Raw genomic sequence first — 25,029 nt, 5'->3', positions numbered from 1 at the left:
TCAGGATCTTGAAAATGCTGGTTTCTGCTTGATCTTGAAAGCGTCGACACCGGCCGTGAGATCGCCGGTCAGGGCGATGAAGCCGCTGGCCAGCGCTTCCGTCGCCGCTGCACTGTCCTCGCCTTCGGCGACCGCGATCATCAATTTGGCGGCTTCCGTCGCCAGCGGGCCGCGCTCGGCGATCTTTTCGGCCCAGGCCCTGGATTCGGTCAGGCCGCTGCCGCTTTCGACCACCCGGTCGACCACGCCAAGGGCCAGCGCTTCGGGTGCGAGTAGGATCTCGCCGCCGAGCGCCATGCGCCGCACTGTTTGCGCGCCGAAGCGGCGTACCGCACGCTGCGTGCCGGACCAGCCGGGAACGACACCGATCGAGGTTTCGGGGAAGCCGAGCTTGATGTGATTTTCCGCGACGCGAAAGTCGCAGGCAACCGCCAGCTCCAGCCCGCCGCCCAGCGCATGGCCGGAGAGCACGGCGATGGTCGGTTGCCGCAGCCGCGCCAGCCGGTCGAAGACGCGGTGGCCGTAGCGCACCCATTGCACCTGGAAGTCGGCCGCACTCATCCGCGCCCACGCCTCGACATCGCCGCCGGCGCAAAAGCCCTTGCCTTCGCCGCGCAGCAACACGACGCGCACGCCGTCGGCCGCCTCAGCCTCGTCGAGCGCCGCTTCCAGCGCCCGCAGCATCGGAATATCAAGCGCGTTGAATTTCTCCGGCCGGCGCAAGGTGACGATGCCGATGGCGCCGTCGCTTTCGAAGGTGACGAGATGCTCAGCCATGCCCACCTCCAAGCGAGGCGCCGCCATTCAGCGTCAGGCCGATCGGCTGGTCCAGATAGAGGGCTGCCGGTGTCCTCTTGAGGGTTTTGGCGACGCCGAGCGGCATTTCTGCCTGGGCCAGCACATCGCGCTGCAAGTCGATGCCTGGCGCCAGCTCCGTTACCACCAGTCCCTCCGGCGTCAGCTTCATCACGCAGCGCTCGGTGACGTAGGTGATGTCCTGTCCTTGTGCGACCGCGCGTTTGCCCGAGAAGGAGATGTGCTCGACCTCGTTGACCACCTTCTTGATCCTGCCCTCCTGGTCGATGCGGATGCCGCCATCGGCCAATGATAGCTTTGCCCCGGCGTTGAAGAAGCCCGAGAAGACGATCTTCTTCGCCCGCGCGGTGATGTCGACGAAACCGCCAGCGCCAGCGGTGACATGCGGCCGTGCCGACAGTTTCGAGACGTTGACCGAGCCGTGGCGATCGATCTGCAGGAAAGACAGCAACGAGGCGTCGAAGCCACCGGCCTGGAAATAGATGAATTGGTGCGGCGAGGGCATGATCGCCTCGGCGTTCGAAGCGCAGCCGAATTTGAAGTCGAGCAGCGGCACACCGCCGACCGCGCCCTGTTCGATCACCCAGGTGACCTTGCCGTGCTGGCCTTCCTCGAGCAGGATGCGCGGCACGTTGGCCGAGATGCCGAAGCCGATGTTGACGGCCATGCCGTCGCGAAGCTCCATGGCGACGCGGCGTGCGATCACCTTCTGCACGTTCATTTCGGCGTTGCGGAAGCTCGACAGAGGCCGGAAGATTTCGCCCGAGATTGCCGGGTCGTAAGGCGTCAGCGTCGTCTGCAACTGGTCGGGCGCGACGACGATGTGGTCGACCAGCACTCCGGGCACCCGCACGTCATGCGGATTCAGCGTGCCGTTCTCGACGACGCGCTTGACCTGCGCGATGACGACGCCGCCATTGTTGCGGGCGGCCAGCGCCTGTTCCAGCCCGCCGAGATAGGCGCCCTCATGCTCGTAGGTGAGGTTGCCGCGCTCGTCGGCCGTGGTGGCGCGGATGATCGAAACATGTGGGACGATCGAGCGGAAATAGAGCCATTCCTCGCCGTCGAACTGCTGTACCGAAACGATCGGCTCGCTGGCGGCCGCGTTCATGGCGCAGCCCTGGTGGCGCGGGTCGGCGAAGGTGTCGAGGCCGATCTTGGTCAGCACGCCCGGCCGCTTGGCTGCGGCTTCACGATGCATGTCGAACAGGATGCCGGACGGCACATTGTAGGCGGCAACCGAATTGTCGCCGATCATCTTCCAGATCTGCGGGGGTTCGGAGGACGATGGCCCGGACGGATAGGAGCCGCATAGAGTGCGCTTCAGCAGGCCGGGCTTGGCCAGATGGTCGATGCCTTTGATGCCATACATGTCGCCGGCGGCGATCGGATGCAGCGTGGTGATGTCCTTGGGATGGCCCTCGGTGTCGAAGCGCTCGCCGATGGCGGCCAGCACCGCATCCGGGCAGCCGAGACCGCTCGACGACGACACGGATACGACCATGCCGTCCTTGATGAGGCCTGCTGCCTGCGCCGCGGAAACGACCTTGCTCAATTCATGCTCCCGAGTTTCGGGGCGATCTTGACGGCCTTGCCGGAGCTGGCCGATTGCAATGCCGCTTCGGCCGCAGCGAGCGACCAGATGCCGTCCTCGCCGGTGGCGGAAGGCTGGCCTTCGCCACGGATCGCGGCATGGAACTGGCGCAGTGACCTGACATAGAGGTCCTCGCGGTCGAAGCTCAGCTCTTCCCCGCCCTTTGCTGTGCGCAGCGTCACCGAGCCGACCGGCTTCTGTGTCATCACATTGCTGGCGATGAGCGACCCTTCCGAACCATGCACCTCAAAACCAGTGTCGGCGAATCTGGTGGTGAAGCCTTCATGCGATTGGGCGATGACGCCCGACTTGAAGCGCCAGATGCACATGGCGCCATCTTCCAGCCCACGACCGGCCATGCCGGCCGATTGCGTGAAGGCGGAGACCTCGACCGGATCGTCGCCGAGCACGAAACGCAGCGTATCGGCGTCGTGCACGGTGATGTCGAGCACCACGCCGCCGCCCGCTTCCGGCCTGGTGATGCGCCAGCCCTGGAGGTTCTCAGGCAGATAGACGGAATGAAAGACGCGCGCGGCGATCGGCTCGCCGATGCGGCCGGCGGCAATTGCCTCGCGCATGGCGCGGTGCGCGCCGGCGTTGCGCAGATGGTGATTGGTGCCGAGCACAATGCCGGCGGCCCTGGCGGCTTCGACCATCCTGCGCGCATCGGCGCTGGTCAGCGCCAGCGGCTTCTCGCACAGCACGTGCTTTCCCGCCTTGGTGGCGGCCAAGGCCTGTTCGAGATGCAGTTCGTTGGTGGTCGAGATATAGACCGCGTCGATGTCGGCGCCGAGCAGGGCATCAAGCGTCGAGACAGCCAACGGAATGTTGTTTTCCCCGGCATAGGTTTTGGCGCGCTCGGGGCTGGAACTCATCACCGCCGCGATCTTGCCATCGCCTTGCGCGCGGATGGCATCGATCATGAACTGTCTGGCGATCGTGCTGGCGCCGATCAGCCCCCATCTGATGCTCATGCCGCGTCTCCCATCCCGATGTTGCGGTCTGGACCGCAGCTTTCCCTGACGACCAGATTGACCGCGCCGATATGGTCCTCGGCCCGCGTCGTGCGCGACTGGATCATTTTCAGCATGACATGGGCGGCACGTTCGCCGAGCCCAGCCGTATCCACTGAAACGCTGGTCAGCGCCGGCATATAATGTTCGGCCTCGACCACATCGTCGAAACCGACGACGGCGAAATCGGCTCCCGGCTCCAGCCCGCGCTTGCGCAGGGCCAGAAGGACGCCAAAGGCGACGGCGTCGTTGAAGCACAAGGCCGCGGTCGGTGGTTCAGGCATCGACAGAGCGGTCTCAAGACAGGCAATGCCGCCTCTGCGGCTGGTCTCGCCCTCGACGATAGCCATGTCGCGGGCAGCGATGCCAAGCGTCTCGCAGGCTTCGCGAAAGCCACCCAGCCGCTCGTGATAGACCACGAGATCGGACGAACCGCCGAAGAAGGCCAGCCGGCGATGGCCCTTGCCGATGAGATGGGCTGCGGCAAGGTAGGCGCCGCGATGATTGTCGGGCGCGATCACCGGGATGCGGCTGTCGGGCAGGCGGCGCATGGCGAAGACGACCGGAACGCCCGCCGTCTCCAGCCGCCGGAAGGCGCCCGGCGTCGTGCCGCGGGCCGGGGACACGATGAGGCCGGCGACGCCTTGCTCCATCAGCGATTTCAGCACTTCTTCCTGGCGCACCGGGTTTTCAGCCGTATTGGCGATGAAAGGCACGATGCCGGCCGACTGGAAGACCCGCTCCATGCCGACCGCCAGTTCGGCGAAGAAGGGATTGGTGAGATCGTTGATGACCATGCCGATGACGTTGGAGTGAGCCTTGCGCAGATTGGCGGCGCCGCGGTTGTAGACGTAACCGACATCCTCGATCGCCTTGCGAACCTTGACCGCGGTTTCAGGCCGGATCAGCCCGCTGCCCTGGAGCACGAGCGATACCGTCGATTTGGACACGCCTGCTTCGCGGGCGATGTCGAATATCGTCGCCTTGGCCCGGCTGGCCATCCAGATGCATCCTCCCGATTTCTAGGTCAAAGTTATTGGAACGTTCTAATCATCCCTCAAACGATGAGTCAATCGTGATTTTTTCTGAATCCGAAAAATCGATGGCTGGACGCCGAACGCCATATGTTTGAACGATTGTCGTGCTGCGGCGCAGCATTTTCCCAGAGCGAGCTTTGAATCTTAAAGGTTCTTGATTTATTGGAACGTTCCATTTATAGGCGAGCTAAAGGGAGAAATCGATGGATATTGCCTTGCCTGGTGAGGGTGGCCGCAGCACCCGTTACGCGCTTGTCGGCCAGCCGGTGCAGCCGGTGATCGGGGCGCAGTTTTCACGCATCGCCTATGCCGCCGCGCATGTCGTCGCCGATCCGCTGGCGATGACCGATCCGTGGTCGAAGCCCGCAGTCGACTGGGACAGGACGATGGCGTTCCGTCACCATCTGTGGCGGCTCGGCTTCCGCATCGCCGAGGCGATGGACACGTCGCAGCGCGGCATGGGGTTCGACTGGACAAATGCGCAGGAATTGATCCGCCGCTCGATCGCGGAAGCGCGCACCGTCGAAGGCGCTGATCTCGCTTCGGGTGCCGGCACTGACCATCTGGCGCCAGCCGCCGCCAGGACGCTCGATGATGTGATTGCCGCCTATGAAGAGCAATTCGCCTTTATCGAAGGGCAGGGCGGCAAGGCGATCATGATGGCCAGCCGCGCGTTGGCGGCGGTGGCCAAGGGCCCGGACGATTATGCGCGCGTGTACGACCGCATCCTGTCCCAGGCGTCCGGCAAGGTCATCCTGCACTGGCTGGGTGACATGTTCGACCCGGCGCTCAGGGGCTATTGGGGCAGCGGAAATTTCGACGCCGCGCTCGACACCGTCGTCGCCATCATCGAACGCCATGCGGGCAAGGTGGAGGGGATAAAAATCTCGCTGCTCGATGCCGACAAGGAGGTCGCGCTCAGAAACCGGCTGCCGGACGGCGTCGTCATGTTCACCGGCGACGACTTCAACTATCCCGAACTGATCGCGGGCGACAGCAGGAAACACTCGCATGCGCTGCTCGGCATCTTCGACGCGATCGCGCCGGTCGCCAACGCGGCACTGGCCAAGCTGGCGGACGGCGACCGCGCCGGTTACGACGCGCTGATGGCGCCAACCGTGCCGCTATCGCGAAAGATCTTCGAGGCGCCGACCGAGTACTACAAGGCCGGCATCGTCTTCATGGCCTGGCTGAACGGCCATCAGGACCATTTCGCGATGGTCGGCGGCATGCAGTCGGCACGCGGCATCCGCCACTATGCCGATATCTTCCGCCTTGCCGACCAGGCCGGATTGCTGGCCGATCCGGAACTGGCGGTTGCCAGGATGAAGAATTTCTGCGCCGTCGCGGGCTCAATGGCCGCTCCTCTTGGCGGAACTTGACGCCCACAACCGGAATCTTCGATATGGAAAACTCTTAAATTAGAAGGCGGCGCCGCGGCGCTCCGATGGCTTCAACTCGTCGAGAAGCGTGCGGATGACGCCGGCCATGTTCTCGTTCATGTCGCTGCGCCACAGCGCGAAGGCGACATTGGCCTCGACAAAGCCTTCCGGCGATCCGCAATCGAAGGTGCGGCCCTGATAGTGATAGCCATAGAAGGGCTGCTGCTTCTCCAGCTTCAGCATCGCGTCGGTGAGCTGGATCTCGTTGCCGGCGCCCTTCTCCTGGCCTTCGAGTATCTTGAAGATCTCGGGCTGCAGGATGTAGCGTCCATTGATGTAGAGATTGGACGGCGCGGTGCCGGTCTTCGGCTTTTCCACCATCTCGGTGATGCGGAAGCCGTGATGCGTATCCGCGCCACGGCCGACGATGCCGTATTTGTGCGCCTCGGCCGGGTCGCATTCCTGCACCGCGATGATGTTGTTGCCGGTTTCTTGGTAAAGCTCGACCATGTCCTTCATGCAGCTCTTCTCCGACTGCATGATCATGTCGGGCAACAAAAGAGCGAACGGCTCGTCGCCGACCAGTTCGCGCGCGCACCAGACGGCATGGCCAAGGCCGAGCGGCACCTGCTGACGGGTGAAACTGGTCTGCCCCGGCGCTGGCTGCAGGCGTTGCAGGCGAGCGAGCTGGTCGTCCTTGCCGCGCTGGGCCAACGTGTCATAGAGCTCGAACTGGACGTCGAAATGGTCCTCGATGACCGCCTTGTTGCGGCCTGTGACGAAAATGAAATGCTCGATGCCGGCTTCGCGCGCTTCATCCACCACATACTGGATGACCGGCCGGTCGACGACAGTCAGCATTTCCTTGGGGATGGCCTTGGTGGCCGGGAGAAACCGTGTGCCGAGACCGGCGACCGGGAAGACTGCCTTGCGAACTCTCTTCATGCTTCCAATTATCCGTTTGATGGTCAGCTCCGCAATCCCTGTTTCGAGACATTTTCACGCCGGAATTGAGGATTACTGGACGAGTGAGAGGGAACGTTCACCGGTAAAGGTTTGAGGCGACTTTTCGTTCCCGCCGGCACCTATGGTAAACTAATTCCTAACCTGCTTCGGCGATGAATGGTCTTTCCTGAGACAGAGAAGGAGGAAAAGATGTCCGTTCGCAATGCCGCAAAACGTTTTACCAGCGTCATCGCGGCAGCCAGCCTCTCGCTCGCTCTGCTGATGCAGGCCGGACCCGCCTTCGCCGATGCCGGTTTCCGGCAATGGGTCGCCGGCTTCCGCGCCACGGCCGTGCAGAGCGGCGTTTCCGGCGCGCTCTACGACCAGGCCTTCAGGGACATTAGGGATATTGACCCGGTGGTGCTGGAAAAGGCGCGCACGCAGCCTGAATTCACCGCACCTGCTTGGGACTATTTCGACAACCGTGTCCACGACCAGTCCGTCGCGGTCGGCCAGCAAATGGCCAAGAAGTGGAAGCCGTGGCTGGACAAGATCGAAGCCAGATTTGGCGTTGATCGCTACATTCTGCTCGCCATCTGGTCGATGGAATCGAACTATGGCGAGATCCTCAAGCGCGACGACATCATGCGCAATGTCGTGCGTTCGCTGGCGACCTTGGCCTATGCCGATCCGAAGCGGGCAAAGTTCGCCCGCACCCAGCTGATCGCAGCGCTGAAAATCCTGCAGACCGGCGATATCGACGAAAGCCATCTGAGCGGATCCTGGGCCGGCGCCATGGGCCACACCCAGTTCATCCCGACCAGCTATCTGCACTATGCCGTCGACATGGACGGCAACGGCAAGCGCGACATCTGGAATTCCGTTCCCGATGCGCTGGCCACCGCAGCCAATCTGTTGAAGAAGAATGGCTGGCAGGCCGGCAAGACCTGGGGTTATGAGGTCACCTTGCCCGCCGGCAAGCTTCCCGGCGGCTCCAAGGCGCTGTCGCAATGGCAGGCGCTCGGCGTCGTCCGGGCCAACGGCAAGCCGTTCAAGAACGGCTCCGACAAGGCGACGCTGAAAGTGCCGGACGGCCGCGGCGGGCCAGCCTTCCTGATGGTCAAGAATTTCTCGGTCATCAAAGCCTACAACAATGCCGACAAATATGCGCTTGCCGTCGGTCTTCTTGCCGACGAAATCGCCGGCTCCAGCGGTCTCGTGCAGGATTGGAAGCGGCCTTTCACCAAGCTCACCTTCGAGGAAAGGCAGGAGCTGCAGAAGCGGCTTTCCCAGCACGGCCTCTACGACGGCAAGTTCGATGGCAAGATCGGCGACGGCTCGAAGTCAGCCATCATGGCCTTCCAGGCCAAGGCCGGCTTGACCCAGGACGGCTATCCAAGCATGGAAGTGCTGAAGTGGCTCCGGCAGAAATAGAGCCATCTGCGGTGCGACGCGGCCTTTCGGACGCGCAAAGGACACTGTAGCAATCTGGTTGGCGCGATGTCCTTTTGAAAAGTCGATGCGACTTTTCGAAAGAAGCGCGCCAAGGGATGGAGGAAACGATTGGCTTCGGCTGCGCGCATCGCAGGGCTTGTTCGTCGCATGCCGGTGCTGATTCTGGCCATTGTCGTGCTCGCCGTCGGCGTCGCTGGCGCCTTTCATGCGCCGGCCATGGCGCAGGAACAGCAAAGTCGCGGCTGGTCGTTGCGCGACCTTTTGTTCCCGCGCCGAAGCGAGCGGGTCGAGCCGCCGCTGGACATCCAGAAGGCGAAGCCAAAGCCGCGCAAACCCCGCGCTCCGCGTGCGCCGGCCGAACCACAAACGCCGATAGCCGAGAAGACACCGGACGCCCGCACCGTCCTGGTGGTCGGCGATTTCATGGCGACCGGGCTTGCCGAAGGCCTCGACACCGCCTTTGCCGAAAACACCGGCATCAGGATCGTCGTTCGCAGCAATGGTTCATCCGGCTTCGTGCGCGATGATTTCTACAACTGGCCCGAGCAGATCAAATCGCTGATCGAGACCGAGAAGCCGGCCGCCGTGGTCGTCATGCTGGGTTCCAACGATCGCCAGCAGATGAAGGTGGGCGATGTGCGCGAGCAGCCCCGGTCCGAGAACTGGACCAAGGAATACGAGCGCCGTATCGATGCATTCGGCAAGACCATCGCCGACGCCAAGGTGCCTTTCCTGTGGGTCGGCATGCCGGCGTTCCGGGTGCCGAACATGACCTCCGACATGCTGGCCTTCAACGACATCTACCATCAGGCGGCCGAAAACCATGGCGGCGAATTCGTCGACGTCTGGGATGGCTTCGTCGACGAGAATGGCGCCTTCATCACCACTGGACCGGACATCAACGGCCAGGCCGTGCGACTGCGGGCCGATGACGGCATCAACGTGTCGAAAGCCGGCAAGCGCAAGCTCGCCTTCTATACCGAAAAGCCGCTGATGAAGATCCTGGGCCTCGCCGCGCCCGGAAGCGTAGCCCCGGCGACCGCGCCGGCGGGCGCGCCCGTCGAAGCGCCGACGCCTGCCGCGGCGCCGATTGTGATCGACCGCACCGCGCCGATGCTGCTCAGCGATCCCGCACTCGACGGCGGCTCCGAACTTCTCGGCGCGGCGCCGCCGGCAAAGGCCAATCCGGATCTCCCTGGTGAAAAGCTTGTTATCGAGGGCAGGGCGCCGGACGCTTCGCCCGGTCGCGCCGATGATTTCTCCTGGCCACCCAAGACAAGGCCGGCGACCACAGCCGCCGCAACCGACACGACGACGGCGATCACCCCTTAGCGGGGCAGGACGCTCGACCCCATCAGATCCTCGTCGATCGAACGCGCCGCCTGGCGGCCCTCGCGGATCGCCCAGACGACCAGCGACTGGCCGCGACGCACGTCGCCCGCCGCATAGAGCCTGTCGACGCTGGTTCTGTAGTCGCGGTCATTGGCTTCGACATTCTTCGAACGGCGGCTGTCGGTGACGATCTTCATCTGGCCGTCCAGTTCCCCAACCAGGCCGGCGGTGGTCGGACCGGCAAAGCCGATGGCGATGAAGGCGAGATCGGCACGGATGACGAATTCGGTGCCGGCGATCGGCTTGCGCTTGTCGTCGACCTCGCAGCATTTGACGCCGGTCAGCTGGCCTTCCTCGCCAATGAATTCGAGCGTCGCCACCTGGAATTCGCGCTCCGCCCCTTCGGCCTGCGAGGACGAGGTGCGCATCTTGGTCGCCCAGTAGGGCCAGACCGAAAGCTTGTCTTCCTTCTCCGGCGGCTGCGGGCGGATGTCGAGCTGGGTGACGCGCACCGCACCCTGGCGGAAAGCGGTGCCGACGCAATCGGAGGCGGTATCGCCGCCGCCGACGACGACGACATGCTGGCCACCGGCGATGATCGGATGCGACGGCCAGGCCACCGACTGGATCGGCTCGCCGCCGACGCGCCGGTTCTGCTGCACCAGATAGGGCATCGCGTCATGCACGCCGCCGAGATCGTCGCCGGGAATGCCGGCCGCGCGCGGTGTTTCCGACCCGCCGCAATAGAGAACCGCGTCGTGCTCGGCCAGCAACTCGTTCGCCGTCTTGTCGACGCCGACATTGACGCCGCAATGAAAAGTCACGCCTTCACCCTGCATCTGTTCGATGCGCCGGTCGATATAGTGCTTCTCGATCTTGAAGTCGGGAATGCCGTAGCGCATCAGCCCGCCGGGACGGCTCTCCCGCTCATAGACATGGACGTCGTGGCCGGCGCGGCCCAGCTGCTGGGCAGCCGCCATGCCGGCCGGGCCGGAGCCGATGACGGCGACCCGCTTGCCGGTCTTCTTCTCCGGCGGATAGGGCCTGATATGGCCGGTCTCATAGGCCTTGTCGGCGATCGCCTGCTCGACCGTCTTGATGGCGACGGGAATGTCCTCGAGGTTCAGCGTGCAGGCTTCCTCGCAGGGCGCGGGGCAAATGCGGCCGGTGAACTCCGGGAAATTGTTGGTCGAATGCAGGTTGCGGATCGCGTTGTCCCAGTCGCCATTGTAGACGAGGTCGTTCCAGTCCGGGATCTGGTTGTGGATCGGGCAGCCGGTCGGCCCGTGACAGAACGGAATGCCGCAATCCATACAGCGCGCGGCCTGTTTCTCGACCTCCTTGTCCGACATCGGCAGCGTGAACTCGCGAAAGTGCCGGATGCGGTCGGAGGCCGGCTGGTACTTGTGCACCTGCCGGTCGATTTCGAGAAAGCCTGTTACCTTGCCCATAGTCCAGTTCCTGCTGTCCAGATGGTGCGGTTTTCGCCGCACCCGTTAACCTCTTGAGGCAGCCATGGCAACCTTGCCTTCGAGGTCAAACGGTCGATGAAAGTGTGGGCCGGGAAACCTGGGCTTCCCGGCAATGCATAAGTTTATTCCGCCGCCACGCCCATGCGCATGCGCTCCATCTCGATCAGCGCGCGGCGGTATTCGACCGGCATGATCTTGCGGAATTTCGGCCGGAATGTCGTCCAGTCGTCGAGGATCTCGCGGCCGCGCACCGAACCGGTGTAGTGCACATGGTTCGAGATCAGCTGATAGAGCCGCTCCTCGTCATGGCTGGTCATGTCGCCGGAGACGTCGACGCGGCCCTTGTGGTCGAGGTCGCCGCCATGGTGCAGCAGCCTTTCCATCAAATCGTCTTCTTCCGGAACCGGTTCCAGCTCGACCATCGCCATGTTGCAGCGCTCGGCGAAATCGCCTGCCTCGTCCAGCACATAGGCGACGCCACCCGACATGCCGGCGGCGAAGTTGCGGCCGGTTTGGCCGATGACGACGACGATGCCGCCGGTCATGTACTCGCAGCCATGGTCGCCGACGCCTTCGACGACGGCCGCCACACCCGAATTGCGCACGGCGAAACGCTCGCCGGCGACGCCGGCGAAATAGGCCTCGCCCTCGGTCGCGCCGTAGAGCACCGTGTTGCCGACGATGATGGACTCCGCCGCGACGATCTTGGCCTCTTCCGGCGGCCGGATAACGATACGCCCGCCCGACAGGCCCTTGCCGACATAGTCGTTGCCGGCGCCGACAAGCTCGAAGGAAATGCCGCGCGCCAGGAAGGCGCCGAAGGACTGGCCGGCGGTGCCGGTCAACTTCACCGAGATCGTGTCCTCGCGCAGGCCCTTGTGCTTGAAGCGCTTGGCCACTTCGCCAGACAGCATGGCGCCGGCCGAGCGATCGACATTGCGGATGTCGACCTCGATCTTGACCGGCTGCTTGTTTTCCAGTGCCGGCTTTGCCAGTTCGATCAGCCTGCGGTCGAGCACGTGGTCGATCGGGTGCTTCTGCCGTTCGGTCCAGTGCACCGCTTCATGCGGCGCATCGGGCTTGAAGAACATCTTCGAGAAATCGAGCCCGCGCGCCTTCCAGTGCACGATCAGGTCGCGCTTCTCCAAGAGGTCGGTATCGCCGATGATCTGGTCGATATGGGTGTAGCCCATCTCGGCCAGCAGCTCGCGCACTTCCTCCGCCACGTAGAAGAAGAAGTTGATGACATGCTCGGGCGTGCCCTTGAAGCGCTTGCGCAGCACCGGGTCCTGCGTCGCGACGCCGACCGGACAGGTGTTGAGATGGCACTTGCGCATCATGATGCAGCCGGCCGCGATCAGCGGCGCGGTCGAGAAGCCGAACTCGTCGGCGCCGAGCAGCGCGCCGATGATGACATCGCGGCCGGTGCGCAAGCCGCCATCGACCTGCAGCGCCACTCTGCTGCGCAAGCCGTTCAGCACCAGCGTCTGGTGCGTCTCGGCAAGGCCCATTTCCCATGGGCTGCCGGCATGCTTCAGCGAGGTCAGCGGCGAGGCACCGGTGCCGCCATCATAGCCCGAGATGGTGATGTGGTCGGCGCGCGCCTTGGCGACGCCCGCCGCAACCGTGCCGACGCCGACTTCCGAGACCAGCTTGACCGACACGTCGGCCGCCGGGTTGACGTTCTTCAGATCGTAGATCAGCTGCGCCAGATCCTCGATCGAGTAGATGTCGTGATGCGGCGGCGGCGAGATCAGGCCGACGCCCGGCGTCGAATGCCGGACCTTGGCGATCGTGGCGTCGACCTTGTGGCCGGGCAGTTGGCCGCCTTCGCCCGGCTTGGCACCCTGCGCCACCTTGATTTGCATCATGTCGGAGTTGACGAGATATTCGGCCGTCACGCCAAACCGGCCCGAGGCGACCTGCTTGATCGCCGAGCGTTCGGGGTTCTTGCCGCCTCCGGGCAGCGGCAGATAACGGTCGGCCTCTTCACCGCCCTCGCCGGTGTTCGACTTGCCGCCGATGGCGTTCATGGCACGCGCCAGCGTGGTGTGCGCTTCGCGCGAGATCGAGCCGAAGGACATCGCTCCGGTCGAGAACCGCTTGACGATGTCGGCCGCCGGCATGACGTCGTCGAGCGCGACCTTCTTGCGGCCGCTCTCCTCGGCCAGCTTGATCCTGAACAGGCCACGGATGGTCTGGGCGCGGGCCGTCTCGCTGTCGATCTGCGCGGAATAGTCCTTGAACGTCTGCCACGAGCCCTGGCGCACGGCGTGCTGCAAGGTGGCGACTGCGTCGGGCGACCACATATGCGCCTCGCCGCGCATGCGGAACATGTATTCGCCGCCGACCTCGAGGCTGTTGCGCAGCACCGGATCGTTGCCGAAACCATCGGTGTGGCGGCTGAGCGTCTCGGCCGCGATCTCGTCCAGCCCGACGCCCTCGATCAGCGTCGCGGTGCCGGTGAAATACTGCTGCACGAAATCGGTCTTCAGCCCGATGGCGTCGAAGATCTGCGCGCCGCAATAGGACTGGTAGGTCGAGATGCCCATCTTGGACATCACCTTGAGGATGCCCTTGCCGATCGACTTGATGTAGCGCGAGACGACTTCGTAGGCGTCCACCTCTTTCGGCAGTTCGCCACGCTTGTGCATGTCGAGCAGCGTGTCGAAGGCGAGGTAAGGGTTGATCGCCTCGGCGCCATAGCCGGCAAGGCAGCAGAAATGATGCACTTCGCGCGGCTCGCCGGATTCTATGACGAGGCCGACCGAGGTGCGCAGCCCCTTGCGGATCAAATGATGATGCACCGCGGCCGTCGCCAGCAGCGCCGGGATGGCGATGCGGTCCGGCCCGACCTGACGGTCGGACAGGATGATGATGTTGTAGCCTCCGGCGACCGCCGCCTCCGCCCGCTCGCACAAGCGGTCGATGGCGCCCTGCATACCCGCGGCCCCTTCGTTCGAGCCATAGGTGATGTCGATCGTCTTGGTGTCGAAGCGGTCCTCGGTGTGGCCGATGGAGCGGATCTTTTCCAGATCGCCGTTGGTCAGGATCGGCTGGCGCACTTCGAGCCGCTTGCGGCGCGAATTGCCGACCAGGTCGAAGATGTTCGGCCGCGGCCCGATGAAGGACACCAGGCTCATCACCAGCTCCTCGCGGATCGGGTCGATGGGTGGATTGGTGACCTGGGCGAAATTCTGCTTGAAATAGGTGTAGAGCAGCTTCGACTTGTCCGACATCGCCGAGATCGGCGTGTCGGTGCCCATCGACCCCACCGCTTCCTGGCCTGTCGTCGCCATTGGCGACATCAACAGCTTGGTGTCTTCCTGCGTGTAGCCGAACGCCTGCTGGCGATCGAGCAGGCTGACATCCTTGCGCAGTTCGCGCGGCTCGACCGGCTTCAGGTCTTCGAGGATGAGCTGCGTGTTGGCAAGCCAGGTCTTGTAGGGATGCTTGGTCGCGATCTCCGACTTGAGCTCCTCGTCGGAAACGATACGGCCCTTTGCCAGGTCGATCAGAAGCATGCGGCCGGGCTGCAGCCGCCACTTCTTGACGATCTTCTCCTCCGGCACCGGCAGCACGCCGGCCTCCGAGGCCATGATGACGCGGTCGTCGTCGGTGACGATGTAGCGCGCCGGGCGCAGTCCGTTGCGATCGAGCGTGGCGCCGATCTGGCGGCCATCGGTGAAGACCACCGCCGCCGGTCCGTCCCACGGCTCCATCAGCGCGGCATGGTATTCGTAGAAAGCCTTGCGGTCGGCATCCATGAGCTTGTTGCCGGCCCAGGCTTCCGGGATCAGCATCATCATGGCGTGGCTGAGGCTGTACCCGCCCTGGAACAGGAACTCCAGCGCATTGTCGAAGCAGGCGGTGTCGGACTGGCCGTCATAGGAAATCGGCCACAACTTCGAGATGTTGTTGCCGAACAGTTCGGAATCGACGGACGCCTGTCGCGCCGCCATCCAGTTGTTGTTGCCGCGCACGGTGTTGATCTCGCCATTGTGGGCGACCATGCGGTAGGGATGCGCCAGTTTCCACGACGGGAAGGTGTTGGTCGAGAAGCGCTGGTGGACGAGGATCAGCGCGGTTTCGAAGCGCGGATCGGTCAGGTCCTTGTAATAGGCACCGACCTGATAGGCCAGGAACATGCCCTTGTAGACGATGGTGCGCGCCGACAGCGACACGCAGTAGGCGCCGATGTCCTTGTTGTCGTTCTCGGCGTACATACGGCCCGATATGACCTTGCGCAGCAGATAAAGCCTGGCCTCGTACTCCTCGTCGTCGGTAATGTCTGATGCGCGGCCGATGAAGACCTGCCGATGGAACGGCTCGGACGCGACGATGTCAGGCGCCTTCGACAGGGACGAATTGTCGACGGGCACGTCACGGAAACCGATGAGCGGCAGCCCCTCGGACTGCGCCGATTCGGCGATGATGTCCTCGATATGGGCGCGCGATGCGGCGTCCTGCGGCATGAACCAGTGTCCGACGCCGTATTGACCCGCCGGCGGCAGGTCGATGCCCTGGGCTGCCATCTCCTCGCGGAAGAAACGGTCGGGAAGCTGCACCAGCACGCCGGCGCCATCGCCGACCAGCGGATCGGCGCCGACGGCGCCGCGATGCGTCAGGTTTTCGAGCACGGCAAGCCCGTCCTTGACGATCTGATGCGACTTCACGCCCTTCATGTTGACGATGAAGCCGACGCCGCAGGCGTCGTGTTCGTTGCGCGGATCGTAGAGGCCGTGGGCGGAAAAGCCCGTGTCGGTTCGAAACGTATTTTTGACGGTTGCCGCTTTCGTCTGCGCGGCCTGGCCGTTCGTCGCAGAGTGCGTCATGTCCGTCATCTCCTGTCCTCCGTTTCCAGCCCTTCGGGCGCTGGTTTGCCTCGGCAAGCGCTTGGCTCACCCCGATCCTTGCGGCACGTCTTGCGAAATCCTTGCCGAACCAGGCGGCTTTCCGCATGGTTCGTATTCGTACAGGCCAGAATCCGGCCGTCCATCCGTCGCTCGCGGCAACAGCCGGAGAGGCCCAAATGATACGCCAATCCAGCTCGTTTTGTGCGACAAAATAAGACAGCACTACTGTCCTAAATTTTTATGACAGAAATCCTGGACGCACACAAGACCGATTCACAAAAAACTTGGGCCGCCGGCGACAGAAAATTACGTGACGTTGAGGGAAAACGTAAGCTTCGGTCGCCAGCCACTGCCGTGCCAGATTGACTGGCTTTAATGGTTTTCCGGCGCCTGGCCCTTGCGGTCGGTCCGCGAAACCAGTCAACTTCAGGCTGATTTCCCCAAAACACTGATTTCCACAACACACGGGCAGATGCATGTTCTTCGCTTCCGACAATTGGGCAGGCGCCCATCCCCATATCGTCGCCGGCCTGTCGGCCAATGCCGGCGGTTTTTCCACCGCCTATGGCGACGGCGCGCTCGACCAGGCCGTTTACAAGCGCTTCAGCGAGATTTTCGAGCGCGAGGTCGCGGTGTTCTTCGTGGCGACCGGCACGGCCGCCAACTCGCTGTCGCTGACCGCCTACAACAAGCCTGGCGGCATTTCCTTCGCCCACCGCGAATCGCATGTGATCGAAGATGAATGCGGCGCGCCGGAATATTTTTCCGGCGGCTCGCGCCTGCATGCCATCGACGGCGCGCTGGGCAAGATCGACCCGCACAATCTGGAAAGGACCATCGGCCGCTTCGCCCCCGAAATCGTCCATTGGGGGCGGCCGATGGCCGTTTCGATCACCCAGTCGACCGAGGTCGGCACCATCTACGGGCTGGACGACATCGACGCGATCTCGACCATTGCCAAAAAGCATTCCGTGCCGCTGCACATGGATGGCGCCCGCTTTGCCAATGCGCTGGTCGCGCTCGAGACGACGCCGGCCGAAATGACCTGGAAACGCGGCGTCGATATCCTCTCCTTCGGCGGCACCAAGAACGGTTGCTGGTGCGCCGAGGCCGTCGTGCTGTTCGATCTCGATCGTGCCAAGGAGCTGGCTTTCCTGCGCAAGCGCGCCGCGCAGCTGTTTTCGAAATCGCGCTTCGTCGCGGCGCAGTTCGAGGCCTATTTCAAGGACGACCAATGGCTGGACACCGCACGCCACGCCAACGCCATGGCCGCGCGCCTTGCCGCGGCCATCGAGGATTCGGCCACGGCAAAGCTGGCCTGGCTGCCGCAGGCCAACGAGGTGTTCGCGGTGATCAAGAAAGCCGAAGCGGACAGACTGCAGGCGGCGGGTGCCGCCTTCTATGACTGGCACAAGCCGCATGGCTTCGACGGCCATATAGGCGAGGACGAGTTGCTCCATCGCTTCGTCACCAGCTTTGCGACGACGGCCGATGAGGTCGACCGCTTTGGCCATCTGATCGCTGGATGATCAGTATCCCGGACAACAAAAAAGGCGGCACCTTTCGGCGCCGCCTTTGCCTTGGGAGGCTGTTGGTTTAGTTCGCGGTCTTGTTAGTTCGCGGTCTTGGCTTCGATCTGCTTGGCCTTGGCCGAAGACGCCGTAATGGCGATCTTGCGCGGCTTCAGCTCCTCGGGGATGTTGCGCTTGAGGTCGACGAAGAGCAGGCCGTTCTTCAGCGAAGCACCGACGACTTCGACATGGTCGGCAAGCTGGAAGCGGCGCTCGAAAGCCCTCGACGCAATGCCGCGATAGAGCAGCTCGGAACCTTCGCCAGTGCCCTCATCCTTGCGCTCGCCCTTCACGGTCAGCACATTGCGGTGGGCTTCGATCGAGATTTCCTCGTCCGAGAAGCCGGCAACCGCCATCGAGATCCGGTAGGAATCCTCGCCGGTGCGCTCGATGTTGTAGGGCGGATAGGTCTGCGCGCCATCCGGCTGCGCAAGCGAATCGAGCATGGTGAAGAGCCGGTCGAAGCCGACGGTCGAGCGATAGAGCGGGGAAAAATCAACGTGACGCATGAGGTGTTCTCCTGTTGAGCAACATGGTTTGCGTATGGCCGTTGCGAAACCCTTGAGCGGCGTTTCGGCTGGACCAGCGGCCCCGACATTGGCGACCGCATCCGACATTTGGGGAGCGCTCGAATGCATTTCAAGATTTTCCCCGATGGCAAAAGCCGCGTGGCGGGTCGTTGATGAACGGCAGATGAACCGGCGCTTCGGCGCGCGTTCAGACAGCCGGGACTAGAGTGAGCCCAAGATCAAGGATTGGCGGCGCCGGTTTGCTAGAGGTGCCGCAACGAGGCCGAACCGGGTGTAACGTCCCTTCCTCCCGGATCGACAGAGGCCGGAAGCGCGCTTTCAAGCGGCTTCCGGCCTTCCCCGTTGCAGGCCTCCCATCACCCGGAATTCCTTTGCTTTTGGCGCATGGGCGTCTATCACCTTAGCGGGCCCAGCCAGCACGGGCGGGCACGCCAGACGCCGAGCACGAAGCGCCGAATGACGGACCTTTTCCACGACATCCCCCTTTTTCACGAAAGTGAGGGCAATCCGCGACCGGAAAACGCCTCCGGCGGCTTCTTCACCACGCGCGACCGCAAGAAGATCCGCTACGGCCTTTTCGGCGCGGTCACCCGCCCGATGAAGGGCACCGTGGTCGTGCTCACCGGCCGCAATGAGTGCATCGAGAAATATTTCGAAACCATCCGCAACCTTGCCGATCGTGGTTTTGGGGTCGCCACTCTCGACTGGCGCGGGCAGGGCGATTCCAGCCGTCTGATCCGTGATCGCCAGCGCGGCTACGTCCGGAACTTCCGCGACTATACCGCCGACCTGGAACAGTTCTTCGAGGAGATCGTGCTGCCCGACTGCCGCGGCCCATACTACATCCTGGCCCATTCGGCGGGTGCGGTGATCGCGCTGCTTGCCGCACCGTCGATGGTGAACCGCGTGCGGCGCATGGTGCTGATCGCGCCGTTCCTCACGCTGCCCGACCTGCCGATCTCGATATCGACAGTCCGCCGCGTCTGTTCGCTGTTCTGCGCTCTCGGCCTTGGCCGGCTCTATGCCGCCTGGGGGCGACGGCCGAAGGTGACGGCGCCTTTCGAGACCAACAAGCTGACGTCGGACCCAGAACGCTACCGGCGCAACACGCGGATCTATGAAGAGTACCCGCAACTGGCGCTTGGCGGCCCGACGATCCGCTGGCTGCAGGCAGCCGCGAAAGCATCCGAAGCCGTCAGCGACCCCGACTTCATGGCCAGGATTCAGGTCCCCTTGCTGGTGATCGCCGCCGGCGCCGACCAGGTCGTCTCGACCAAGGCAGTGGAAGCCTACGCTAGGCGCCTACGTCTCGGTTCGCTGCTGATGATCGACGGCGCCCGCCACGAAATCCTGCAGGAAGCCGACATCTACCGCGAGCAATTGCTCGCCGCCTTCGACGCCTTCATTCCCGGCAGCGACGATCCGACGGTCTGACGGGCACCAATCACCGGCTTATGTCTGGCGGGCGAACTCCATGATCCAGTTGGTCTCCCAGCTCGTGCCGCCATCCGGCGAAAAGGCCTGCTCCCAGCGCGCCGAATTCTCCATGATCCCTGACCAGAGGAAACGAACGCGGATCGGCCAGCCGTCGAAGACATCCTCGCACAGGAACGTGCCGACGCCGTCGGTGAACGCGCCGCGTACCGGCACATCGATGGTCAGCGGGTTGCGGCCGTCGATCCACCAGATCGACCATTGCCGTGTCGCCGGATCGAAGGTCCGCACCGTGGCGGCACGATAGGCGCCGCCCGGTAGCTCGATCACATTGTCGTCGACATTGCCGAGACCGCCAAGCAGCGGGCGCACCTCGCATGTGCCAGTGAATTCGTCCCAGCTAGTGTCGCCTGCCAGCCGCTTTTGCAGCCTTCGATGGCTGACGTCCCAGCTGCCGAAGAAGAAATCGAAATCGCTGCGGCCGTCCGTCCGAATGTCATTGGCGTGGTTGGCTGTTGATTGTGTCGGCATGTCTGGTTCTCCCTCTGGAAAGACCCATCCATAGCCCGTGCCTACTGACAGCCTGTTGTCAGTTGTCAGTAGGGGATGGACCGGCAGCGCCCGTGGCCCGCAAAGTGCTGAAGATTCTGACAGCCCGCGCGGTCCTGGAATGCTCATCTGCCCGCGTCGAACTGAACGCCATGGAGACGAGATCATGACCGGCAGGTTTACGGGCGCACGCCGGCTGAATTCCGGCGCTCTATCAAGCCGCGCTGAGGGCCTGGCCTCAGCCGCGCAGCGCGGCCATCGCGGCCGCATGAAGGTCCGGCGTTGCCGCCGCCAGCACATCGCCACCCTTTTCCGCCGGCCCGCCATCGAAGGTGGTGACGATGCCGCCGGCCTTTTCGATGATCGGGATCAGCGCCACGATGTCGTAAGGCTTCAGTCCGGGATCGGCGACGATGTCGACGCTTCCCGAGGCGATCATGGCGAAGGCATAGCAATCGGCGCCATAGCGGGCGAGCTGGACCTGCTTCTCGAACTGGTCGTAACGCTCGCGCGCCGCGCCCTTGAACAGTGCCGGCGTGGTGGTGAACAGCGTCGCTTCGTCGAGCCTCGTCGTCCTGCGGGTGGTCAGCTTGCGCGGCCCGCCTGGCCCCTCATAATGCGAGCCAGAGGCGTTGGCGTAGTAAAGCTCGCCGGTGAACGGCTGCGACATCATGCCGGCAACCGCATCGCCATCGGCCGTCAGACCGACCAGCGTCCCCCAAACCGGCAGGCCGGAGATGAAGGCGCGCGTGCCGTCGATCGGATCGATCACCCAGACATGCCGGCTCGACATGTTCTCGCTGCCATGCTCCTCGCCGAGGATGCCATGATCGGGATACTCAGCCGATATCAGCGCCCGGATGGCGCGTTCGGCCTCGCGGTCGGCTTCGGTGACCGGATCGAAACTGCCCTTTTCCTTGTTGGCGACCGCGCCCTGGCTGCGAAAGCGCGGCAAGGTTTCCGCTGCTGCCGCCTGCGCGATGCGGCGCATGAAATCGATGCTGATGTCCAACTGATTCTCCCGCATTGCAGCATGCCTGGGCCGTGCTCTGCCGCCAATTTCCTGCCAAAACAAGGGTGTTCGATGATTTTTCCGCAGCGGCACCTGTTGCCCAAATATCACGCCAGCGTCATCGAAACGCAATTTCCACATCAGAGTGAATTAAAAAAGCCTGAAGGTCGCTTGACATTTGTGCAGCGCACAATACCCTCGACCTCGGACAGGTTCTCCTGTCCATGCCCTCCTTGGGCGTTTCCTCCCTAGACTTCGACCGTATCGTGCAAACGATGCGGTCTTTTTTTACGCCTGATGAATGTCGTCCAAAAGTGCGTAGCGGTTTGGGACAACGACATGCGTAAAAACAAGGCTTGATTTCACTCCGCCGCCAGCGGCAGGTCGATGAAATGATGGTCGGGCATCGCCATCAGGTCGGCCGAAAACCGCGTCAGATCGTCGGCCAGCGCGTCGAAGCCGGCGGCCTTCTCGAATGTCCGCTCGTTCATGTAGAGCCCGCGATTGACCTCGATCTGCAGCGCGTGGAGATGGCGGGCAGGGCGGCCATAGTGCTCGGTGATGAAGCCGCCGGCATAGGGCTTGTTGTGGGCGACGGTGTAGCCCATGGCGGTGAGCAGGCCGATCGCGGTCTCGGTCAAGGCCGGGGTGGCCGAGATGCCGAAACGATCGCCGATGATGAAATCGGGCCGCAGGCCGCTGTCGCCGACGCGGATGCTCGCCGGCATCGAATGACAGTCGATCAGCACCGCAAAGCCGAAGCGCGCATGGGTTCTGGTCAATAGCCGTTTCAGCGTCTCGTGATAGGGCTTGTAGACGGCCTCGATGCGGGCGACCGCTTCGGCCAGCGGCAACCGGCCCGAATAGATGTCGAGCCCTTCGCCGACCAGTTTTGGAACGGTGCCGAGCCCGCCGGCCACCCGCGCCGAGCGGATGTTGCAGAAGGACGGCACCGGCTCGGCGAACATGCGCGGATCGAGCTCCCACGGCTCGCGGTTGACGTCGAGATAGGCGCGCGGGAAATTCGCCGCCAGCATAGGCGCCCCCAGCGCCACGGCGCCGCCGAACAACTCATCGACATAGCAGTCTTCCGACCGGCGGATGGCGTTGCGGTCCAGCCTTGCCATGGCAAGGAAGCGCTCCGGATAGTAGCGGCCGCTATGCGGAGAGTTGAAGAGGAAGGGGACGCGCTGCTCGGCGCCCGACCGGATTTCGAAGGGTGGAAAGACCGAAAAATCCTCGGCTGCCGTCTTCAATTTGAGCGAACCCGAAAACACCAGTGCATCATGATGTGAAAGTGCCACCTTGCTGGCCGCGTGTCCAGCATTTCAGCGGTCGCGATGCCGGGCAAATATGGATCATACCCGTCCTCGTTCACTTGATGTTTACCCTCACCTCCTCATATACAGGATGGTTAACGGGCTTGCCCAACGGCAATCTCGGGCGGGTGATTCGGACGGGATATCATGGCACGCATTCTTCTGGCGGAAGACGACGACGATATGCGTCGGTTCCTCGTCAAGGCGCTGGAGCGCGCCGGTTACCAGGTCAGCGATTTCGACAATGGCGCCAGCGCCTATGAGCGGCTGCGCGAGGAACCGTTCTCGCTGCTGTTGACCGACATCGTCATGCCGGAGATGGACGGCATCGAGCTGGCGCGCCGCGCCACCGAGATCGATCCCGACCTCAAGGTCATGTTCATCACCGGTTTCGCCGCCGTTGCGCTGAACCCGGATTCCAAGGCGCCGAAAGACGCCAAGGTGCTGTCGAAGCCGTTCCACCTGCGCGACCTCGTCAACGAGGTCGAGAAGATGCTGCAGGCGGCCTGAGCAGCTTTCTAGGCAAGGCATCGGCGCCCGTTCGCCGCTGCGGCGAGACGACGCCTTCTTTCCTTTTTCCTGCTATTGACGCGCTGGATCAAAAATGGTGTATGCGCGGCTTCGGATGGGCGTGTAGCTCAGCGGGAGAGCACTGCATTGACATTGCAGGGGTCACAGGTTCAATCCCTGTCACGCCCACCATCCACTCCAGACAAATCGGACTTGCATCCCTGTCGGCTCGCCCGGGATGGACGACGATGTTCGCTCCCAAGGAGAAGCCGGACGCTGGCAAGCGTTTTCGGCTCCCGCCATTCTCGGCGCGGCCTGACATGCCTCAGCGCTGCACCTTTACGCCCAGGAAGATGCTGTTGGCGGTGTAGTCACGGCCATCCAGGTTGCTGGTCAGCTTTTCGGTCCTCACCCGGGTGGTGAGGCCGGTATAGCGGTTCAGCCACCAGGTCAGGCCGGCCTCGGCGCTCAAGGTCATGTCATGTCCGTCGATGCCGATATAGTTGCGCCAGTCCAGGCCCAGAGTCGCATTTCCGCTGAGGTTGGCACGGATCTGCCGCTCGCCCGTCAGGCGGCCCGAGTAAAGGATATCGCCGCTTTGCCCGGCGGTGGTCGTGGGCTCCACGGTGGTCTGTCCGGTCAGGCCGATCGTGGTGCCGCGTTCGGGTGACCATTTGAGAGCGGCGTTGACGGTGGCGCCCGAAATCGCCTCGAGCCGGTCGTCGTCGATCGCTTCGCGCAGCCAGCCGGCGGAAAACTCGCCCGACAGCTTCTCGCCCATGTCGAGCTCAAGGCCGGCGCGGGCGCCGAGCCGCGTCGAGGAGCGCTCGAAGGTATCGGTGTCGAAGCGTTGATCATAGGCGCGGCGGCCGACCTCGATTTCGGTGAAGGGGGTGAGTGCGGGAGAGATCTCGTAGCCGGTGCGCAAGGTCGCCGTGTAGAGCGTGGAGTCGCGATCCTTCTGCGACAACGAAGTGCCGTCCGAAAGCTTGGCGTCGCCAAAGAAGTCGTGCGTGACCGCGCCGGTCAACGCATAGCGCATCTTGCCGGCTTCCTTCTCGATGCCGAGGCTGCCGTTGATGGTCTGCCGCAGCGGCTGCGTCTCGACGCCGGCAATGGCGTCCGGCGAGGAGGCCGATTCCGGTACGGCCTCGTAGCCCAGCTTGGCGATGGCGCGCAATTCATTGTCGAGGTCGACGTTGAGCTGGCCTTCGATGCGGCCCTGCTCGTTGTGAACCGGGTAGCCCGACACGGTCTCGCGGAAAAGGCCATAGCCGTCGATCGTGGCGGAGTTCTCGCGCCAGTCGGAGGCGGCGGAAAAGCGCAGTGCCGTCTCGGACAGCAGCGCCGATTTGCCGGCACTGCTCGAATCGCCGTTCGACGTGGCGGTCAGGCCCTGTTCGATCGTTGGCCGGATGACGAAGGAGCCCCACTTGACGCCGGTGGCGGCAAACGGGTCGTCCTCGAGCTTCTTCTTCTGGCCCTCGATGGAGGCGGTGCGCTCGGCGCCGGGGTCGAGCTTCTGCCGGTCGACGCTGTCGATGGTGACGGCGCGGCGGTTGGCCGTTTCCTCATCCGCATTGGCATTGCTGGCATCGCTCGTCGTGGATGCGGTTGTGTCCGTGGTGGTCGTCGTCGACTTTTTCTTCTTCGACTTGTCAGCCGCCTTGCCCTTGGCCTTGTCCGCCGCATTTTGCCTGACCGTCGATGGGCGGCGTGGCTTCGGTGGCACTGGTGCGTCGGCGGAGGTGTCATCGGTGGCGGAAGGCGGATCGAAAACACTGCCGGTCGCCGCCACATCGTTGGTGTTCGTGTCGTCGGGCACGGCGCCGGCGCTGGCCGGCAGGTAGGTTCGCGCGGGCGCATTGTCCTGCGCGGCATTGGCCGGTGTCTGCTGACCCTTGGCTGCCTGAGCGAGTTGTCTCGCCTTGCGCTGCTGGTCGGACAGGATCGCCGATTCGGAAACCTCGCCACGCAGTTCCGTTTCCTGGGCATGGAGCGCCGCCGGTCGCAGCAAGGCAAGCACGCTGGTCGCCAGCAGCAGGGCGCAGACCGCCTTGCTCCTTTGTCCTCTTGATTTTTCTGGCTGGACCCCGGACATCGCCACCACTGCTTGCGCGGCGCACGCGCGCCATACTTACCGAACCGTAAACGGGGATGGTTAACGGAGGGTTGAGGCGGTGACCCATCAGGAGCCGCAAG

18 protein-coding genes and 1 tRNA gene are annotated in these 25,029 nt (G+C 63.5%); 7 read left to right on the top strand and 12 right to left on the bottom strand.

The genetic code is table 11. The features are described 5' to 3' along the window. From BPNPMPFG_RS15440 to BPNPMPFG_RS15425, 4 genes are read right to left on the bottom strand one after another with little or no spacing between them, the layout of a single operon-like run. Complete coding sequence (locus BPNPMPFG_RS15440) at positions 1–777, bottom strand: enoyl-CoA hydratase/isomerase family protein (RefSeq protein WP_258596316.1); 777 nt, start codon at positions 775–777, stop codon at positions 1–3. Further along, on the bottom strand, positions 770–2,320 hold the full coding sequence (locus BPNPMPFG_RS15435; protein ID WP_413776874.1) for an acyl CoA:acetate/3-ketoacid CoA transferase: 1,551 nt from the start codon (positions 2,318–2,320) through the stop codon (positions 770–772). Before BPNPMPFG_RS15435 ends, BPNPMPFG_RS15440 begins: the two co-directional genes overlap by 8 nt. Positions 2,321–2,367: 47 nt before the next feature. Continuing rightward, the gene (locus BPNPMPFG_RS15430; protein ID WP_258596314.1) at positions 2,368–3,384 is read right to left on the bottom strand and encodes a Gfo/Idh/MocA family protein; all 1,017 of its coding nucleotides are present in this window, start codon (positions 3,382–3,384) and stop codon (positions 2,368–2,370) included. Beyond that, a complete protein-coding gene (locus tag BPNPMPFG_RS15425; protein WP_258596313.1) occupies positions 3,381–4,424 on the bottom strand; it encodes a LacI family DNA-binding transcriptional regulator in 1,044 nt (347 codons plus the stop codon). The genes BPNPMPFG_RS15430 and BPNPMPFG_RS15425 overlap by 4 nt, the downstream gene beginning before the upstream one ends. A gap of 239 nt (positions 4,425–4,663) precedes the next feature. Between BPNPMPFG_RS15425 and BPNPMPFG_RS15420 the strand changes: the two genes are divergently transcribed. Beyond that, a complete protein-coding gene (locus BPNPMPFG_RS15420) occupies positions 4,664–5,842 on the top strand; it encodes a dihydrodipicolinate synthase family protein (protein ID WP_258596312.1) in 1,179 nt (392 codons plus the stop codon). Between the two features lie 39 nt (positions 5,843–5,881). On the opposite strand, the gene galU is transcribed toward BPNPMPFG_RS15420, so the two are convergent. Next, positions 5,882–6,787, bottom strand: coding sequence for a UTP--glucose-1-phosphate uridylyltransferase GalU (gene galU / locus BPNPMPFG_RS15415; RefSeq protein ID WP_413776859.1), 906 nt, complete (start codon positions 6,785–6,787; stop codon positions 5,882–5,884). A gap of 210 nt (positions 6,788–6,997) precedes the next feature. Here galU and BPNPMPFG_RS15410 point away from each other — a divergent pair, with 210 nt between their 5' ends. Beyond that, positions 6,998–8,221 (top strand): lytic murein transglycosylase, encoded by a 1,224-nt coding sequence (locus tag BPNPMPFG_RS15410; protein ID WP_258596311.1) that lies wholly within the window; start codon positions 6,998–7,000, stop codon positions 8,219–8,221. A gap of 129 nt (positions 8,222–8,350) precedes the next feature. After that, positions 8,351–9,574: an SGNH/GDSL hydrolase family protein gene (locus tag BPNPMPFG_RS15405; protein WP_258596310.1), complete on the top strand. Its 1,224-nt coding sequence runs from the start codon at positions 8,351–8,353 to the stop codon at positions 9,572–9,574. Here the strand turns inward: BPNPMPFG_RS15405 and BPNPMPFG_RS15400 are convergent. Continuing rightward, positions 9,571–11,025, bottom strand: a complete 1,455-nt coding sequence (locus tag BPNPMPFG_RS15400) for a glutamate synthase subunit beta (protein ID WP_258596309.1) — start codon at positions 11,023–11,025, stop codon at positions 9,571–9,573. The two genes, BPNPMPFG_RS15405 and BPNPMPFG_RS15400, sit on opposite strands and share 4 nt — an antisense overlap. A gap of 143 nt (positions 11,026–11,168) precedes the next feature. Next, positions 11,169–15,890: a glutamate synthase large subunit gene (gltB, locus tag BPNPMPFG_RS15395; RefSeq protein ID WP_258596308.1), complete on the bottom strand. Its 4,722-nt coding sequence runs from the start codon at positions 15,888–15,890 to the stop codon at positions 11,169–11,171. A 488-nt stretch (positions 15,891–16,378) separates the two neighbouring features. Between gltB and BPNPMPFG_RS15390 the strand changes: the two genes are divergently transcribed. Continuing rightward, positions 16,379–17,431 (top strand): threonine aldolase family protein, encoded by a 1,053-nt coding sequence (locus BPNPMPFG_RS15390; RefSeq protein ID WP_258596307.1) that lies wholly within the window; start codon positions 16,379–16,381, stop codon positions 17,429–17,431. Between the two features lie 83 nt (positions 17,432–17,514). Here the strand turns inward: BPNPMPFG_RS15390 and BPNPMPFG_RS15385 are convergent, their stop codons facing one another. Next, positions 17,515–17,982 carry an Hsp20 family protein gene (locus tag BPNPMPFG_RS15385; protein ID WP_109659260.1) on the bottom strand — a complete coding sequence of 156 codons (468 nt, stop codon included), beginning with the start codon at positions 17,980–17,982 and terminating at the stop codon, positions 17,515–17,517. A 477-nt stretch (positions 17,983–18,459) separates the two neighbouring features. On the opposite strand from BPNPMPFG_RS15385, the gene BPNPMPFG_RS15380 reads away from it, so the two are divergent. Continuing rightward, on the top strand, positions 18,460–19,437 hold the full coding sequence (locus tag BPNPMPFG_RS15380) for an alpha/beta fold hydrolase (RefSeq protein WP_258596306.1): 978 nt from the start codon (positions 18,460–18,462) through the stop codon (positions 19,435–19,437). 18 nt (positions 19,438–19,455) lie between these two features. Here the strand turns inward: BPNPMPFG_RS15380 and BPNPMPFG_RS15375 are convergent, their stop codons facing one another. From BPNPMPFG_RS15375 to BPNPMPFG_RS15365, 3 genes are all read right to left on the bottom strand, one after another. Then, a complete protein-coding gene (locus tag BPNPMPFG_RS15375) occupies positions 19,456–19,968 on the bottom strand; it encodes a DUF1579 domain-containing protein (protein WP_258596305.1) in 513 nt (170 codons plus the stop codon). A 256-nt stretch (positions 19,969–20,224) separates the two neighbouring features. After that, positions 20,225–20,998, bottom strand: coding sequence for a histidinol-phosphatase (gene hisN, locus BPNPMPFG_RS15370; protein ID WP_258596304.1), 774 nt, complete (start codon positions 20,996–20,998; stop codon positions 20,225–20,227). A gap of 362 nt (positions 20,999–21,360) precedes the next feature. Beyond that, positions 21,361–22,302, bottom strand: a complete 942-nt coding sequence (locus tag BPNPMPFG_RS15365; protein ID WP_258596303.1) for an N-formylglutamate amidohydrolase — start codon at positions 22,300–22,302, stop codon at positions 21,361–21,363. 162 nt (positions 22,303–22,464) lie between these two features. On the opposite strand from BPNPMPFG_RS15365, the gene cpdR reads away from it, so the two are divergent. After that, a complete protein-coding gene (cpdR, locus tag BPNPMPFG_RS15360) occupies positions 22,465–22,827 on the top strand; it encodes a cell cycle two-component system response regulator CpdR (RefSeq protein WP_006199474.1) in 363 nt (120 codons plus the stop codon). A 117-nt stretch (positions 22,828–22,944) separates the two neighbouring features. After that, a tRNA-Val gene (locus BPNPMPFG_RS15355) sits at positions 22,945–23,019 on the top strand. 133 nt (positions 23,020–23,152) lie between these two features. Here BPNPMPFG_RS15355 and BPNPMPFG_RS15350 read toward each other — a convergent pair. Beyond that, entirely contained in the window at positions 23,153–24,928 is a 1,776-nt protein-coding gene (locus BPNPMPFG_RS15350; protein WP_258596302.1) for an outer membrane beta-barrel protein, read from the bottom strand. Positions 24,929–25,029 lie beyond the last annotated feature (101 nt).

Origin of the sequence: Mesorhizobium sp. AR07 (assembly GCF_024746815.1) — a bacterium.
Lineage (GTDB): Bacteria > Pseudomonadota > Alphaproteobacteria > Rhizobiales > Rhizobiaceae > Mesorhizobium.
Note: the sequence above shows the minus strand (reverse complement) of the source record. Positions and strands in the feature narration are given on the sequence as shown.